This window comes from Nocardia sp. X0981 (assembly GCF_977089955.1).
Window position 1 is genome coordinate 2,277,657 of sequence record NZ_OZ372435.1, and the last position, 17,186, is coordinate 2,294,842.

General features: G+C 68.1%; 1 protein-coding gene (only partly in view). It reads left to right on the forward strand.

The whole window is internal to a GntR family transcriptional regulator gene (locus ACYR7D_RS09940; protein WP_459549312.1) on the forward strand: the coding sequence, 89,373 nt in all, runs 50,881 nt past the left edge and 21,306 nt past the right edge, and what appears here is coding positions 50,882-68,067 — codons 16,961 (partial) to 22,689 (complete); the first complete codon in view begins at position 3. The start codon and the stop codon both lie outside this window.

The window sequence follows — 17,186 nt, forward strand, 5'->3', positions numbered from 1 at the left end:
TCGATATCCGGTACTACAGAGCTGGGGCGGAGCGAGGTAAGCACAAATTCCGTCTCTACGTCCACCTCCATCCCGATACGGCGGCTGTGGTGATGCGCGATATCGTGCGTGAGGTCGTCGCCGATCCCGAGCGCTACCCCGGCGTGGAAAGCGCGAAGATCTCCGGTCCAGGCCGCTGGCTCAGCGACTCTGTCGTCATCTATGTGGAAGAGCTCGCGGATGCGCACCGGATCGTTCCCTGGTTGCGCGCATATCGCGAACAGAACCCGGCCGCGTTCCTGTGGTCCGTGCCGGCCATGACGTTCCAGGTGCTGGAAGGGGTCGGCATCGGTGCCGACCCGCAACGCCGGAGCAGCTTCTCCGAGCTACGGTCCTGGCTACTGTTCGACGCACTACCCAGGACTCCCGAAGACGACAGCAAGGCCGCCTACACCGGCCGTGTGTTCAGTGGCCTGGCCGAGCACGATGTCGACCCGGAACGTCCATGGCTGCCGGTCGGTTCGCCCAGATGGCGAGACCATCACGAAGTCGATCTGCTCTCGGCCGCGGGTGTAACCGACCGGGGCGAGCAGCCCGGCCGGCAGAACGGCGTCAACGAAGACTTCCTCACGCTGACGACGGCGGATATCGGCGGTGAGGAGTGGCGGCTGGGAGTCGTCACCGACGGTTTGTCCGGCCGGAGGGGCAGCGAGGAGGCGGCGATGGTGGCCGCGAAGGCGGCCGCGGCCGTTCTGCCCCACACGGCCGCTCGCGCGCGGGCAGGCGAGCGGCCGGACGCGGCAGAGACCGCGAAGCTGGCAGCGGAAGCCGCGCAAAAGGCCGTTGTGGACCTGCTAGCGGAAAAGTACGCCGACTCCCTGATTCCCCCGGCGAGCACTATGGTGCTGGCGTTGGTCACCCCGACACAGACTTTCACCGTGGTGGTCGGAGATTCCGTCGCGTACTGGATTCCGCTCGATGGTGGGCCCGCGGTACAGCTGACCGAGGACATCTGGTATCTCCAGCGATTGGCGCGTGAACGGGGCACCACGGTGGCCGAGGTCCGCCCCCGGAATTTCGACCCGGCGGTCACCGCTCGTTATCTGGGTAAGGACATCGGAGACGAGAATGTCTTGCCCGAAATCCACACCCCGGACGGCGACGGCGTGTATCTGCTGTGCACGAAAGGTGCGGTGAGGTTCTACGCCGGGGGACCACGTGCGACCTCCCTCGAACAGCGGATGGCCGACCGCGTCCGGGAGGAACTGGCGCAGGCCTCGAACAGTCTGATCGACGCTACGCGGGGCATGGTGCGGCACGCCATCGAGGCGGGCGCACCGAACAACGTCACCGTCGCCCTGATCGACCGGCCCGCACCGCGAGTATCGAACGAGGGCCCGGCGCAGCCGGATGATTCCGCGTCGAGCCGGGGTGCGGGCCTGGTGCCCGGAGCCGTCGCATCACCGCCCGCCGCGCCCGCTGCGGGCGGGGGACCGGCCGCCGCATTGCCTCCGGGTGTAGAACTGTTCCACCACATCGACCCGAACCCGCTCGACCCCCATTTCCCGCACCGTCGCCGCGGTTCGGGCGCGCGCGCCGTACCGCCACACCTGCAGTTCCATCATCCCGAAGGGGACGGAAGCCACCTGTGGGACCGCCCCCGTCCGCGTGGGGCCGATTCGGCCTCGGATCGGCCGGCCGGCCGGCGTTCCGGGGGCGCTGCGGACACCCGAGCACCCGGGTCACCTGCTGTCGCGGGACCGCTGGAGCAGTTGCGAGCTGCGCGTGCCGGCGATGAAGAGGCGAGAAAACTGCTGTGGCAGCGCTTCTCCCGCAATATCGCCACACCGGTTTTCAGCGTGGCGATGGCCGACAGACCCGATCGGCGGGAATTGACCGGGAAGGTCGTGCGGGAGGTCTTCGCGCTTGCTTTCGATCCGGAGGGGCCGGCTGCGCCCGACCGGAATATCGAAGCATGGTTGCGCGCGATAGCTCGGGACGTAGTCGCATGCATGGTGTTCCGCCATATGTGCGAGGGTGTCGCCACGGTGTTGCGGAACAAGGGGATGGACTCGACCCCGGCTTATCACTTGCTGACGGAACCGATTCCGGCAGCTGCCGCGCAGCGGGCACTGGCAGCGCTGGCCCGTACGCCGTACGACCGGTGGTTGCGGCACAGTTTCTGGGGGGGCGGTAACCCGGCCGGAACCGCAGGGCGGCCGCTGACCAATTGGGCTGCTGTTCGACAGCTACTGCGTGTGGTGGCGGAGGCTGTCGGCGAAGACGTTCCGGCGATACCGGAAGAATCCGACGTGTCCCCGGTGGAGGCGGCATCCGATTGGGATGACGAGGCCACGCACACCTCAGAGGAAGAGCCGGTCGATCGGGGTGGGGCACTGTCGGGTCGGGTCGTGGAGGAGTCCGTTCCGGAGGAGGTGCCGGTCGATCGGGGTGGGGCACTGTCGGGTCGGGTCGTGGAGGAGTCCGTTCCGGAGGAGGTGCCGGTCGATCGGGGTGGGGCACTGTCGGGTCGGGTCGTGGAGGAGTCCGTTCCGGAGGAGGTGCCGGTCGATCGGGGTGGGGCACTGTCGGGTCGGGTCGTGGAGGAGTCCGTTCCGGAGGAGGTGCCGGTCGATCGGGGTGGGGCACTGTCGGATCGCGTCGAGGAAGAACCCGCCCCGGACACTGTGCAGCCCTCGCCGGCATTGCTGCGGGTTGCCCTGATCCGCGATCCGGATCTGGTGATACCGCGTTTCTCGGGTCTGTCCGGCCCGGAGGCCCTGTATGCGGAACTGCATTTCGGGTACGGCTGGACCGTCGATCTGATCGCGAGGAGCACCGGCGGCACCGAGGGCGCGGTTCGCGACGGGCTGGAGCGTATCGCCCAGCTTTCGGTCGGAAAGCTTCCCCCGGCGATGGTGGCGAGTTATCGGAATGCCGGGGCGGACCGCGCCTTCACAATCGATGATTTGGCGCGAGAGGTCGGGACGAGCCCTGACGAGGCCGATGGTGTGCTCAACGGTACGCACCAGATGGGGCCCGAGATGCGGCAGCGGGTGTTCGCGGCGGCTGAGCGGGCCGGGTACCGGCAGAGTGAATTCGTTCTTTTGCGCCGTGAGTTGTTGTGCGCGTTCATGTTCCATCAGCAGCGGATGTCCTGGCCACTGGATGGCCGGGTGCTGGCCGCGGCGACGATGGCCGAGCTGCAACGTGGGTTCGGCTGGCTGGGCGAGCTCGAGCTGCAGGTGGTCGTAGCGCGGTTCGGGGAGTTGCGGTCGATCGCCGAGACAGCGGAGCGGTTGGAAAAGGCGGAGGACGAGATCCGGGAGTCGGAGCGGACCGCGGTGTATGTCCTGGCCAGGGCGTTGGCCACCGTGGTGAAGTCCGCGACGGTCGTGAAGTTCGCTGCTCCCGCTACCGAACTGCGGTTCACCACGTTCGAGGCCATGGTGCGGTTGCGGCGGTTGGAACGCGACTATCCGGGGGTGCTGCGACCGTCGGAGTTCGTGGAGGCGGCACTGCCCTACTCCGCTGTTCACCTGATCAACCAGGTTCACGGCATAGTTTCGAGGAGGGGGGACTCCACCGATGCGGCGTCGCGGGCCCTGACGATCCTGCGGGTCGCCCTCCGCGACCCGGATCCCGCTATACCGCATTTCTCGGATCTGTCCGGGCCGCAGGCACGGTATGTGGAATTGTATTTCGGGTACGGCTGGTCCATCGACCAGATAGCGACGAGCGCCGGTGTCGACCGGGAATGGGTCCGCGACCAGCTGACGCGCTTCGCCCAGCGGTCTGTCGCGAAGCTTCCCCTGGAAATAGTGGTAAAGCATCGGATCGCCGGCGCGCACCGGACACTGACCACCGCGGATCTGGCGAAGAAGGTCGGGATAAGTGCCGCCGGGATCAGCAGGGCGTTCACCGGTAGCGCCGCTGTGAGCCCCGAGAAGCGGCAGCAGGTGTTCGCGGTGGCCGAACAGCTCGGCCACCAGCGCGGCGAATTCGTCCAGTCTCAACGGGAACTCTTGTGTGCGTTCATGTTCCATGCTCGCCGGGCATCTTGGGAGCTGGACGGTCGAGCGCTGGCCGTGGCGACGAAGGACCAGCGCGACGAGGCGATCGGTCGGCTGGGTGAGACCGCGCAGCGGGTGATCACCTTGCGGTTCGGGGAGTTGCGATCTGTCGCCGAGACGGCGGCGCGATTGGGCACGACGGAGTCCGTGGTCCGGGAAGCGGAGCAGGCCGCGGTGTACGACCTGGCCAGGGCGTTGGCCGCGGTAGTGGATCGCGGGGTGGCCGGGGAGTTCGCTGCTCCTGCCGCGTGGGTGCGGTTCGCCGCGTTCGAGGCCATGGTGCGGTTGCGGCGGTTGGATCGCGACTATCCGGGGGTGTTGCAGCCGTCCGAGCTCGCGGAGGCGGCACAACGACCCGAATCGGCTGTCCGCCTGATCGAACGGGTTCTCGGCTCGGCTCGCCCGTCCGTCGCTCCATCGTCCCGCGACGGGTCGGCGGCGCGGCCGCCGCAGGGTGGTGGACCGGCGGCGGGGCTGCCGCCGGAGTCCTTGTCCTTCGATGATTCGGGCGGCCCCGGCCTCGACACCGGCCGCGCCCAGAGGAGGAACCGCACGGGGTGGTGGCGCCCGGGCGGGCTCGATCCGAGCGTGCTGTACGTGGATACACCGGAGGGCGCACCCGAGGCGAGCGGGGTCCGCGAGCGTGGTACCGGCGGTCGAAACAACACCGATGACGCGTCGACCGGTGGCCACGAGGCCGGGCCGGGAGGCGCGGGTGCTCGCAGGTCCGGTGGGTCGCCACAAGCTCCGGAGACATCGAACGGGCCACGCGCGGCCGGTTCCGGACTGTCGGTGCCGGAGCAGGGCGGTGTCGCGTTGCCGTCTCGGCTGCGGGCGGTGGCGCGGGCCCAGCGGGACGCGGACTTCAGGCGTGCCGAACTGGGACGAAAGTATCGGGATGCGGTGCTCCGGCTGGGTCTGGATCCCGCGATTCCGGTCGCCGAGCACGCAGCCGAGCTCGGCGCTCCGGCGGATATCGCTGACGAACAACAGCGTGAGCTGGTGGAGACGGTGCACCGCTACCACCGCCTGCGGCAGGCATTCGAGCCGGTGGACGCGGCCGGCGCCGATCTCACCCGGGCTCTGATCGACCGAACGCACTGGGCGAGTGTGGCCGAGCGTGGCCTCGGACAGCTCGGCCTTCCCACTTCGGGTGCCGGCACGCTGCGCGAACGATTCGAGGCCGGGGTCCGGCAGTGGCATCCGGACCAGCGGGAGAGGTTCGCCGGTGAACTGGCCGAACTCACCGCGGCAGTCGACGCGGCGGCGCAGGCCGAGGAGCGGGTGAGCCGGGCACTGGCCGCCTTGGACGAGGGACTGGCGGCGGTGGCCGAGCCACCCTACGCATTCGCCGAGCACGATCCCGATGCGCCGATCTCGGATGTGGTCCGCACGATCGCCGACCTCTTCGGACCGAGCGCCGTCCTGTCCGCCGAGACCCCCGTCTCGGCCACCGAACCGGATTCGCGGCTACAGGAACGGATCGGTGGCCGGTTCGTCCAGCTGCACAGCTACGCGGATCTGGTGCGGTGGTCGGTGGAGCTGGGACCGGATTCCGCGATCGTCGTGGCCGATTACGACGCCGATCTGAATACCGCGGATGGACAGGTTTTCGCCGAGCGTTTCACGCTGGTCAACCGCGCGGGCACCGCTGTGAAGCTGGCCCCCGCCGCGGGGATCGCCGAAGTATTCGTGCCGCGCGCCGCTGCGCAACGGCGCACGATACTCGCGCTCGCGGTGCAGGCGGGCGGCGTCGCGTACCACCGAGTCGATCACGAATGGCACAGCCCCCCACCGTCCGAGGGCAGGCGGGTGCGCAGTCGCTCGTCGAAACAGGTCCGCCTACTGCACAACACGCTCGTACAGCGTCGGCCGAGCGCCGCGGATAACGCGGAGTTGCGGGCCCTCGAGCGCGCACGGTCGCAGGCCGCGCTGGTGCACTACGCGCTGCGCGCCCGGACCGCGGCCGCCGAGGCAGCGCTGGGGCGCGGCGAGCAGACAGCTGCCGCGGTGCATCGGCTGCGGGCCGCCGCGGGCCGGGCGTACGCGGAGCTCGAGCGTATCGACCGGGAGCTGGACACGACCCTGGTCCGCCTCACGAATTCCGAGCCGGTACCTCATCTGAGCCACGGGTACGGTCCGTACTCGGTCATGGCGTTCGCCACGCTGACCGGTGATCCGGATATAGAACTGCTGGAGTCGGATCCCATCGGCGGCACCACCCGGTTGGATATGTGGGCCGCGCTCGGTGCCGATACCACGCGGGTCGAGAACTACGAGAGCCTGGCGCGGCTCGTGCCCCACAACGGGTTCGCACTGGTCAGGGAGAACCACCGGGTGGGGCCGGGCCACGAGTACGTGGTGTTGTCCCTCGGCGGTCATCTACTGGTGTTCCAGGACGCCGGCGTCGAGTTGTACGAATTCCCGCCGCATCCCCGGGGCGAGCTCGTGTCGCTGGACGTATGGGTCGCCGGCGCATCGGGCCGGCCGGCTCAGCCGTTGTCGGAACGGGTACGGACGCGGCTCCGTCAGCTGGCAACGCAGCTGAGCGAGCTGCGAGCGGCGCGGCCGGAACTGTTCACCGGCAGCGATATGATCCCGGAAGCGGACTGGGATCATCGCCGGATCTTCGATATGGCGCACGCGGTGATCGCCGAAGAGCGGGCGACACGTGATCCCGCCGAACCGCAGTCCCGGACGACCGCCGACCCGGTGATACCCCAGGTGTGGGAGCAGGTCCGCAGGCTGCTGGCCGAGACCGAGAACATCCCGGCGCCGGTCGGCGGGGAGCCGCCGGCCGGCGAGCGGGTGGACCGCGAGCCCCGCCATGTCGTAGCGAACTTCCTGCACGGCGCGACCGCTGTCGATGCCGACACGCGCACTCGGACGTACGTGACAGCTGTCTACGTGCTCAACGCTATGCGGAACCCGTCCGTCCGGCCGGCCGCGACCGACACCGCGGAAACCCTGACAATCGAAGACACCGAGGGTGTCGGACTCGTATTGTCGGTGCGGCACACCGGTGAGCTCCACATCCGGCGACCCGTCGCGCAGGCCCGGAAGAGCCTCTTCGAGGCGGTCGCGGACCGATTGTTCCGGGCGGCTGCGAACTGGACAGACCACGGAAACATCAATTCCGTCGGACGGTATCTGCAGGAGCGGGCGCGAGCCCTGATGGGAGCCGGTGGCGGCGAGCTGGAGCTCACTGTGTCGGGGACCCCGGGCGCTCGCCGGATGACGTTGCTCGTTCGCGCCGACGGTGGTGCCTCCGCGGAGTTCGGCTACGACGAGGTGACCGGCGTGGTGACCCGGGACGAGGCCGCGGAGCGCAACGATCCCGGCAGCCCGCGGCCGCCGGCACCGAAACCCGCACGTCCGCAGCGGACGGTGTGGTCCGCGCTGTTGAATGCCGCGCCGGACGAGCCGCTCTCGCATATCAGTGACCTCGCTGTGGCGGACTCCGTGCGGGCGGCACGGCGCGGGAACCCAGCGGCGACCCGGTGGTTGCGCGCGCAGTTGGAGGCGCGTGCCGGTGCGGTGGGGGTGAACCCCGCGACCGTTGCCGCCTGGCTGGCCGGCGGGCGGGTCGACTCGACAGTAGCGTCTCAGCTGCGGAAAGCTGTGCAGGACATCGGTTACGGCCGAACGCCCGCTGTCCGCGACTCGGCTCCGCAAGGACGGACCGGCACCGGCGGATCCGCTGCCTGGACCCCGCCCGGGGTCGATCGTCGCCTACCGAATGAGCACGAGGTCCTCGACCGCCCGGCCAGGCGGTCCGATACCGCCGCCGGATGGATGCCGAAGCCGCCGCGGGGTGTGCCGGGGCACGTATTCGCCTGGCACCACGGCCCCGACCACGACGGTAGCGGCGAGCGCCCGCCCGTCGGGAACAGCGCCGGTGGCCCGGAAAGCGAGGAGACGGGGTCGGCCGGGCGAGGACCGCTCTCCTCGGCGGATGGTGGGCTCATCGATGAGCTGGGGTTACCCGGTGAGGTGTCGGCGGCGGAGATCGTCGGTGTGGATTCGACGGCACGGTTGTTGCCCGCGGAGCAGGTGCTGCTCGATGAGCTGGATCCGAGACCCGAGTTGGCGATTCGGCGGCGTGAGATCGTCTATGGGCGCACGGTCGCGCGACGGGCGCTGGCGCAGTTGGGTGTGCCCGAACAGCCGTTGCTGCCGCTGGGTGAAGGTGTCGCACCTCGCCGGCCGGTATGGCCGGAGGGGCTGGTCGGCAGTATCAGCCATCTCAACTGTTACGACCTCGCCGAGCCGGGCTATTACGTTGCCGTGGCGGCCGACGTGCGGTTCGTCCGCGCACTGGGTATCGATGCCGAGCGGCCGGAGCCGCTCAGCGATATCCTGCGCAACCGGATTGCCCGGCCCGAGGAGCTGGAGTGGCTCGACCGGATCGGGACGTATCGCGACATCCATTGGGATCGGGTGTTGTTCTCCGCCAAGGAGAGCGTTTACAAGGCGTGGTCGGTGCTGACGGATCGTTGGCTGGAATTCGAGGATGTCTCGGTTTCGTTCGATCCGGACGCGGGCACGTTCACCGCGCGGCTACTGGTCGAAGACCGTTCCGTGGTGGACGGTGGTCCGGAGCTGGATGAATTCCATGGTCGTTTTGCTGTCCCCGATGGTGTGGTGCTCACCGGGGTCGTGGTGCCGCAGCCGGGAGGGGGTGTAGCGGTCGGCTCCGCGTCGGCGGCGGAGCCGGTGGATACGCCGGAGACCATCCCTTCGACGCATGCGCGCGCGGTGCCGCCGCGAACCGACAGCACCGCCCCGGCGGTGCAGTCACCGCCGGTGGCAACCGGGGCGATCATCCTGCATCCGCTGGAAGATTTCGACGGTGCGGGGCGGCCGGAGGATGAGGTCGCGGGCGTGGTGATCGCTGTCGGAGCGCAGGAGCACGACTCCACGTCCGTGGTGATCGAGACGACGGCGGACGGTCGAGACGCTGCCTCCCTCGTCCTGCATGCGGTCGAGGCCCCCGCATGGCACAGCGATATGGAAGAAAGCCTCGATGTATCGTTGTTGCGTATCGTAAACAACGAATTCACAGCGGAATTCAAGATCCGATACGTCGTGTACCCCGACGAATTCGTCGATGTCTATATCAACTACACCAATCCCGAGGAGTCGAATGCCGACTTCCGGTTGGTGCGCAGGTTGATCGATGCGGCGTTCGAGGAACGATTCCCCGGGCAAAAGATAAAGATCAACGAGTTCTATGCCGAGAGCGCCGGTGAACCTCGGGAACTCGGTTCGTCCAATGGTGGTTCACCGGCTGATCCGCCGGCTGCTGATCCGCCGGCTGCCGATCCACATCAATGGCTCGCCGACGAGATCACCGGCGAACGCCAAATGGCCTGGGTCGCCGCGCGGAACAGCGAAACGATCGCGGCGTTCGCGAACTCGGCGGAGTTCGAGGCGCTGAAGCAGCGAATCCTCGAGGTCCTCGATAATCCCGACCGCATCATCGAGGCGCGGCCCAATCCGGCGAACGGTGATGTCTTCGGCAACCCCCTCCGCAGCGGAGAGTGGCTCTACGACTTCCGTTACGATGCCGCCCATCCGCGGGGGTACTGGCGCCGGATCCTGTTCGCGGATTATCGAGAAGGCGGGCAGGACTGGGAGACCCTGCTGGACTTCGCCGCCCTGTCCGAGGCGACCGACCGGTCGTGGGGCGAGCAGGACTGGGTCTTCGGACTCGCCCGGGTGTCGCACCAAGGGCCGCCGCGGGCACTGATCAGCATGTCGCCGGCCGGTGGCGACCACACGGTGGTGCGTGAATTCGATCTGGAGCGTAAACGCTTCATCGATCCGGAGGAGGGAGGTTTCGAGCTACCGTCGGCCATCAACCGGTTCGAATGGGTCGATGCCGACACCCTGCACATCGGAACGGATTTCGGGCCCGGTTCTCTCACCGAGGGTGATTACAGCCGGATCGTCAAACGCTGGCGGCGCGGTACTCCGCTGGCAGCGGCGGAAACTCTGGTGGCGGGTGACTTCCACGATGTCATCGTCCGGGTGGGTGACGATCTTCCCCCCGGTACCGAGCCGCGACAGATCCGGCACTACACCGATTTCTACGGGCACGAGACCTATGTGGTGCCCGAGCACGGCGACCCTGTCCGCCTGGACCTGCCCGCTGCTTCCAAGGCCGGCTGGGTGCACAACCGGATGGTGGTGTGGCTACAGGCCCCGTGGACCGTGGGCGGTCGCGAATATCCGCTGGGGTCGCTGCTGGCGACGGATCTGGACGGTTTCCTGACGGGGAACCGGGATTTCGAGGTGCTGTTCACCCCGGACGACCACACCACCCTGCACGGGTACATGTGGACGCGGAATCATCTGGTGCTGGTACGGCTGGCGGATGTACGCACCGAGATCGAGATCCTCACCCCGACGGATCAGGGCTGGACACGACGCCGGCTCGAAGGCCTTCCCGCCGGAGTCACCGCCAGAGTCCTCGCGGCGGATCCTGTTCTGGGTGACGACGAATTCCTGATCACCACCACGGGTTACACCACACCCCCGACGGTATACGCGGCCTCGGCGGCGACGGGTGAGCTGCGGATGGTCGAACGAGAACCCGAGTTCTTCGACGCCACGGATATGGTGACCGACCAGTTTTTCGCGATCTCGGCCGACGGCACCCGCATTCCGTACGACATCACCTACCGCCGGGGTGCGACCTGGCCGCGTCCCACCATCCTTTCGGCTTACGGCGGACACGGCCGAACGATCCTGCCGGCCTACGACGGCGTCCTCGGCCGGAGCTGGCTCGCCGACGGCGGGTTCTTCGTCGAAGGCCATATCCGCGGTGGCGGGGCGTACCCCGGATGGCAGGAGGCAGCGCAGGGCATCCGCCGCACGAAGGCACACGAGGATATGGACGCCATCGCGGCGGATCTCGTCGCCCGTGGTTTCACTACCCCGGAGATGCTGGCCCCGATGGGGGCGAGCAGCGGCGGACTCCTGATGGGCGTCATGCTCACCCGCTACCCGGAGCGGTTCGGCAGGATCGTCGGCAAAGTCCCCATCCTGGACATGAAGCAATTCCACAAGATGTCGCAGGGCGCGATCTGGAAGAGCGAGTACGGGGACCCGGACGACCCCGCCGAAGCTCCGCACATCTATTCCCCGTACCACGAGGTCGCGCCCGGCCGGCCGTATCCCCCGATACTGCTGCTCACCCGGACCAACGACGACCGGGTTCACCCCGGGCACGCCCGGAAGATGGCGGCCCGGCTGCGTGAGCTCGGATACGAGGTCTGGTTGTACGAGAGCACCGACGGCGGACATGTGAGCGTCGGGGGCAACGAGCAAGCCGCCTTCGAGCAGGCGCTGGTGTACTCGTTCCTGCGGAGGAGCTTGTTCCCGCAGGAACCGGGAGCCGATCGGGACGCTCGGACGGACGGCGAACCCCACCGCGGAGAGCAGCAGGCCCCACCGCCCGAGGGCCTCGACGCGGAAGCACACGGCGCATCGGATCCGGAGTCGCGGTCAGCGCTCCCGGACGATGCGTCGAACCCCGTGCACGCACCACGGCGAACGGTCGATTCGCAGCGGTCGCCGGGTCGTTCCGGCGCACTGGAATCCGGGGATCGCCCTCGGTCGTGGGGTCGGCGCGCCGACTTCCAGCAGGAGCTCGACAGGGTCGCGGCCCGGCTGGCGTCGCTCCTGGGAATCGAGCGGGAAGTGTTGGACCGGGAGCGCCTGGATCAGGCCCTGCGGTGGGTCCGGCAGGAGTTCGGCCGGCTGGACGACGACGGTTGGAACCGGGTGGCCGCCGGCCGGGTGCCGGGTCTGCTGCCGGGTCTGCTCGGCCGCTACTCGACGGATCTGTATCGCCTGGAATCCACTATTCCCGATACACGGCGGAGACAGTCCGAAACACGGTTGCTGAACCAGGAGTTCAAAGAGCAGCTGGCCGGTCTCATCGGCCGGCCGGGCGGCCCCTTGCTCCAGGAATCCGCCTCGGACCAGCTATCGGCCCTGGGCCGGCTGGCGGAGCGTTCCGGTGATCCGACACTCGGTGAACTGATCGAGGTGATCGCTTCCTATCAGGATCTCGCCGATCGGGTCTCGGTCACCACCAGGAGCCAGTTGCGGCGGCGGCACGGAACTGTCGTGGACGGCTACGACAAGTTGAGCGACTCGGCCACCCGGGCCATGGTCGAAACAACGCACGACCTGCTCGAACGGTTCCCGATTCGGTTGTCCCGTATTACGGTCGCGCCGCACAGTGACGAAAAATCGCCGGAACCGCAGTCCATGACTACGGTGGCCGGCGCGAATACCGCCGGTTCCAGGATCATCTCCACGCGGCTGGAGGTGACGATACCCGCCCAGGGCAGTGTGTCGGAGGACCAAGCGCGCCGGGCCGTTATCGAGGGGGTCGGTAAGGCGCTGGTGATCGCCGGCCGCTGGCGTCCCGAACTGCACGCACCGCGTGCACTGCGGGATTACTACCGTGACGTGCACGGTGGCGACCCGGAGGGCCCGGAGTTCGCGGCGTGGCTGCATCGTCAATTCCCGCAGTCGTGCTTCTCCGAGGACGGCACATTCATTCCCAACTTCGCGCTCACACACGCGTTCACCAGTGTGTATCGAGAAATGGCCGGGTACGGCACCGGCCCGGACGATGAGGTGTCCGAGGGAGCACGCGTTCTCTACGAACTTCTTGTGGATCTCGCCGAGGAAGTCGATTTCGACAGCGACTACGCCTTCCGCGCCCCGGTCACCGACCGGGAACGGGCAGACCATCGAGCGAAGCTCGAGGCACTACAGCGGCTCGAAGCGTATCTGGGTCGCCCACTGCGCTACACGGATCTCTTGATGGTCGAGATAGACCTGGAGACGGTTCTGGAACTCGTCGAGGAAACGATACGTCACTTCGACGAAGCCGGCGGCACCGATCTCGTCGAATTCCGTGTGGTGCCGGACCAATCCGCCGCCTATGCCACCGTGTCTGCCGTATCCGACGGCTTGGTACTCACATTGAGTGAGAGGTGGGCGATCAACAGGGCGAATCTCGAAATATTGCACCGAATCGCCGTTGCCGCCGGTCTCCACCCACGGACGCGCGGTTCGGCTTGGCGCGCCATTTTCGCGCACGAACTCGGACATGTGTCCCAGCGGTACTCGGCCCGAGCGCTCACATCGGGCACCACCGGTCTGGTGGGAGCCGAGGAGCGGAAGCGGCATCAAGCCGACGAGTGGAGCAAGGCGCTACCGGAACTGGTGAGGCTGTTCGCCGCGAGCAGCCTCCCCGACGATCTCGGCCAGATGCTGAGCTGGCTGCAGGTGGTGTTCTCCGGATACAGCTTGCGGGCCGACGGCAGCCCCGATTTCGGCGAAGCGTTCGCGGAAGCCCGTTCGGCCGCATTGCACGGCCTGCACCCCGAAGAGGCGGAACGGATCCTTCATGCGCAACAGGTGAGATCGGCGCGCGCGGAGACCGAACGCAGACGCCGCCGCGCAGCGCAGCAGGTGGCGAACGATCCGAACGGAGCGTCGGCGGCCTCCGGAGATCGGCCGGCCGGACGGTTCCGGACCGGGGGCACCGCTTCGGGGCCCGATCCGGTGGCCTTCCATCCTGGCGACGAAGTGACCGAGGGCGGCCCCGCGGCCCGGCGGCTACGAAACATCTTCGCCGGTGGACCCGGTTTCGCGGGACTGGGTGGCCCCGCGACCTGGTTCCACCACCCGCCGGGTGATCCGCATTCAGCGGGCCGGAGCGAGGAACCGGACGGGAGTCACGTGCCCGGCAGCGGCCGTGAGCTCACACCGGAGCCGCGCTATGGGAAGCCGAGTTCAGCTGCCGCCGCAGCCACCCGTCCGGCGCAGCCCGGCCCGATCGACCCGCCTTCTCCCGAGGACGAGGCACTGGCCCGGCAGGCGTTGGCCGAAGCGGCGCCGGATGCGTCGGCGAGCTGGTTGACCCGGAAGTCCGATACCCGTTCCGTTCCGAGTGTGCGCCTGCAGATCCAGGATTGGTGGGCGCGTCTGAGTGCGGACGAAAAAGCGGCGATAGTCCGGGTGCATCCGCGCGAAGCGGGTTCTTTCGAGGTGCTGCCGGCCCCGTATGCTTCCGCCGCGAACGAGCGAGTTCTCCGGATGCTGGTGCAGGATCTGCGTTCACGCCCGTATGAAGACCTCGACGCGGGGCAGCGGCAGCAGTTGGAGTACGCGCTGTCCCTCTGGGCGGGGCTGCGGGAAGCCGAACTCCGCGAGGGCCCGGGGGCCGAAATCCAGCTGCTCACCTTCGATCCCGACACCTTGGTGAGTCATGTGGGACGGTCGCCGGTGGTTCCGGGCGGCGCGGACAGCGAGTTCTGGTACCTGCGGGTGGGTCCGGACGACACCGCATGGGTCGACCGGTTCTTCGAACCGGGTCCTGACGATAACGCGATGATCGCGCACCCCGGCCGGCGGACCCTCCCACCGCAGTTCGATATCGCGGTGGGGCCGCGCGGGGTGGCCGGTCCCAGGCTGTCCGCCGCCGAGAAGAACGCGGCGGCAGCGTATGCGGGCAGCGATCTGGCCGATTGGATGGCCCGCAGGGCATGGCGCAGCGATCAGCAGATGGATACCGCGCGGACAGCGGTCACGGAGCTGGTCGCACGATCGCTGACCGATAGCAGCGGTCAGGTGCGGGTCGCCGCCCGGATCACAGGGAGCACGGTAGGTATTCGGCAGCTCGTCGTCGAAGTGCTCGACAACGGTCCGGGGTCGGCCGCGGCGGAGCGGCTCTCGGTGGCAGGCGTCGCCGACAGCGCCGAGTTCGTGCAGGGCGCGGACGGCCGGGAGATCAGGCTGGAGTTCGGGGAGTCCCTGATCCACCCGCTGCTGCCGGAGGGTGTGGCCGCTTATGAACTCCTAGGCGCGGCAGTGGTGCGGAACCTGGGCGCCGAGGATCCGGGGTTCCTCTGTGGTCGGATGGCATTGCATCGGCTCGGCATCTCGGTGGAGCAGGCGCCCGAATTCCAATACCGGCAGCGTCCCCCCTTCCCGCGACCGCTGCCGTGGCCGCCCGGTGTGACCGGTGCCGTCACCATGGAATTCGCGCTGGACAACTACGCGGCGGGCATCGCGGCACCCACCACCCTGTTCCGCGCTCTCGGTCTCGGCGCTATAGAGAACACGCCGTACAGTGGGGGCTTCTACGGAGTGCCGTCGTTCCTCGGCGAGGCCGAATGGGCGTGGGCACTCCAGGCCGGCGGCGAGGCGCTGGTACGCGACGGAGTGCGCCTCGTCAAGTTGCTGCGCGCGATCAAGGACGCGGTGGTCGAAGCCGCGTCGGCGCTGGTCCCGGAGCTGCCGGAGATCGACGAGAAGCTGATCCAGGTCTCGGTCGACCTACCCGGGCAGGCGTTCGAGGCCCGGCTACCGGCCGCCGATCTCACCTTCTTCGGCCCGCCGGTGGAGGTGATCCGCGGCAGCTGGCATATGCGCGACGGGGTCGTTCTCGCCGTGGCCGCCGTGCCGGAAAACCCGCAGGAAAAGCTGCCGGCCGAAGAGCAGGAAACGCGCACCCGGCAAGCGCGGACACCGGAGAGTTCGACCGAGATCGCTACCGGCGCGGGAGAACCCGCCGATGCCCAGCGGGCCACCGATGGTGTCTCCGACGATTCCCGCGGTGACACCGCTGGAAGCTCCCCGACAACCGGCCGGTTCGATGAAGCACCGGGGGCTGCGCGGCAGGAAGACGGTACCGCCCCATGGGCCGATCCGGCGCCGGCTAGAACCACACAAAGGTTCGTCGGCAGAACCACTGGCGCCGTTCCCACACCAGACGGTGCCTTCGCCCGCCCGTGGGACGACGGAATCCGGAAGCACGAACTCCGCGAGGATTTCGGCCTCCGGGCCTTTTTGAACGTGACCGGCGGCGGTGCCACCGGCGGCGGGCGACATCGACCCGAACCCGGTGCTACCCCGGCGAGCGATCGCACCCCTCGGAGGCAGAGCGGCGCGGGGTCTCGGGCGGACCGCGGTTCGCTGTCCTCACCGAAGGCGTTGGCGGTCGCTGCCCGTGACGGAGATGTCACCGTTTTCGCCGAGCTGCGCAAGCTGTACCAGGAAGCGGTGCGAAGAGTTGTCGTGACCATGGTGCACGACAGCTCCGCGACCGCCGCACTCGTCGACGAGGTCTTCGCCTACGCGCAGCGCCGGGCAGCCGAAATCTCCGTGGAAATGCCCGGCCGTTGGTTCCACGATATCGCCACTGCCCATGCCAAGAGCTATCTCCGATTCGTCCGGGTGCGGACTCGGCTCGCGGCGGAGTACGGCGATCTCGATGAGACCACCGTGTCCGACCGTGGTAGCCGCCGGATCGCCCGAGCCACCAGGCAGCAATTGTCGAATGCGTTGCGGCAAACGCACCCCGAGCAGGCACGAAGCCTGGAACTGCGCTTCTACCACGACCTCCGTAACGAGCAAGTCGCGGCCGAAATGGGTATTTCCGTCCGTAAGGTCGAAACCTTGGTGAGCGCGGGTCTGCGTATGATCGCTCGCCACCTTCCTGAGGTGCCCGACGACGAGGACAACGCCCCACTCGACACCGCACGATCCGCCGACGACCGGGAGGTGGCTCTCAACAGGGTAGCCGCTGATGCCGGGGTCGATCGCCGGCTCGTCGAAATGGTGCTCGAGGGCCGGTCCGCGGTGTCCGATGAGGCGTTCGCGAAAGTCAGCGAAGCGGCCGACCGGCTGGGGTGGCGGGAGCAGGTAACCATACCGGACGTGGCGCGTGCCGCGGGGGTCCGCAGGGGAACGGCCTACAGAGTCCTCGGTAGCAGGAAGGGCGCAGTGGCCGACGAGGTCAGGGGGTGGATTATCGGAGTGGCCGCGGAGATGGGGTATACGGGCCGGAGGGTCACCCACGCGGCCGTGGCCGACGAAGCAGGGGTCCACCTTTCGACGGTCAAGGTGATTCTGAGTCGACAACCGGTGCTCACCGCGGCAACCGCCCGCGCCATCCGTAAGGCGGCCTACCGGAACGGGCTGCTGTTGCGTCGCTCCTTCCTCCCTCCCGAGCATCTCGTCACCAGGATTCCCGGAGTACGCGTTCTCGACGATCTCAGAAGAGCGGCACGCCGGTACCGCTGGCAACCCACCCTCACC